Source organism: Bradyrhizobium sp. CFUWI (assembly GCF_056429085.1).
On sequence record NZ_JBWJZE010000089.1, the window covers coordinates 1 to 1,720 of the forward strand.

Sequence of the window (1,720 nt, forward strand, 5' to 3'; positions counted from 1 at the left end):
AGCCTTGACGGCAGCACACCGGATCAAGCCTACTTCACCCCGCTGCCGCTCCGCACGGCAGCCTAACCCCGGCAGAGGCTCCACTTATCGACGCGGATATTCTGTTCAGACAACCGGGGCCAGCTCAATCAATGCTATCCAGGTTAAGACCTGGGGCAAGTTCTTGCTATGCGCTCTTTTGGGTGCGCTCTACATCGTCGCGGGGCTTGTGACATTTGATAATCCTACGCTCGCCGCTGTGCTGCTTACGCTGGCGCTCGGCGCATCGCTGGTCGCCGCCAGCATCATGCGCCTGATCCTGGCGTTCAGCATGAAACGCGCAACGCCCCGGTCCTGGCTGGCGATATCCGGCGTCATTACTCTGCTGATTGGATCGTTGATCTTAGCCCGTTGGCCGATAAACAGTGTTTATATTCTGGGCCTGTTTCTCGGGGTCGATCTAGTCGTGGCGGGCGCGAGCTGGATTGGAGTCAGCTTCGGCCTACGCCGCAGTCCCATCGTGAAGGCACGATCGTCGACGTAATTGCCGGGCGCCGTTGGTTTCGAAGGAGAAAGACATGCAGGAAAATAACAGCTTGGTGCGTGCAGCCTCACCCGCTGGAGACTGCATTTGCGAAACATCATCGCGCAATCTTCCCCTTACTTCTGTTCGCAACTCTACTGACGTGGGACGGCCTTCACGCGCAAGAAGTGCTGAGCAATACAAAGGCCGTGACTAAGGAATTCGGCAGCGTTTCCACTTTTGATATTAAATTCGCATCCGTTTCAGACAGTTTTATCAAGATCTACGCGAATGGTCATATCTCATCACAGGGCAAAGACCATCGTCTGGTATTGAGAATCAACGGTCACGCGGGAAACTATCAAAGCTACGCCCTGATGAGTGGTCACGCCAGCGCGTGAATGGGACAATTCCGGCATCTATCTTGGCCGAGTGGGTTGGGGGCAAGACGCAGATTTCTCAACGGAGATCACTATTGCAGCTAATTCGAAAAGTCAGAAGATTAACGTTGCCGCGCTAACGAACTTCTCGCTCGGCAACAATCACATACTTGGATATGAAGCTCACGGTTTCTATGTCTCCAGTCAGCCTGTCACGAGTGCATAGTTCAGTTCACCGATAACGCGATCGCAAGCGGCTTGGCCCCCCCTACCTCTATTGAAATAGGATCAAGCACCGGCAGCCGTAAACATATCCCGAGGACTTCTGGAAACGGCTCCGCGAAGAGCGCCTCAGGCCGTACCAGTGAGGATGGCATCAGCCCTGCAGAAGTAGACATCGGCAGGAGTGAGTTCTGGATGCTCCGCTCACTGGAGCGCCTGCGGGATGGCCGCCCGAAACCGATATCGGAGTGGGCAGAAGGAAGAAGCGCTTGTTTGACTGGAGAAGATTTTCGGCGGCTTGCGATATCCGTTGGAGCATCAAGGGCGAGCCCAACGCCTACCAGCCGAAGGAGTTGACGCTTTGAAGCACGGTCGCTAGGGCAAGGTATAATCTTCGAGCTATCAAGACCCAATGTCATGGGTGATGTGCGGATTGACACTCGCAGTGGGAGCGCGAGTACGGGAAGAAGCCAAGTGGGCGCCGCTATTTGAGCTGGTCCCGCAAATCTGAACAGCGCGATAAGTGGAGTTTCTGCCTGACGGCGGGCAAGATTGACCCGCGAATCAGGAGAGACGATGAGCAGACGAGCACGGCGGAACCACACTCCGGCTTTCA

2 protein-coding genes are annotated in these 1,720 nt (G+C 55.4%); both read left to right on the plus strand.

The window, feature by feature from the left end:
* Positions 1–523, plus strand: a 523-nt coding sequence (locus AC066S_RS38745; protein ID WP_478271909.1) for an HdeD family acid-resistance protein, incomplete at its 5' end; no start/stop codon positions are given.
* A gap of 59 nt (positions 524–582) precedes the next feature.
* Entirely contained in the window at positions 583–903 is a 321-nt protein-coding gene (locus AC066S_RS38750; RefSeq protein WP_126262115.1) for a hypothetical protein, read from the plus strand.
* Positions 904–1,720 lie beyond the last annotated feature (817 nt).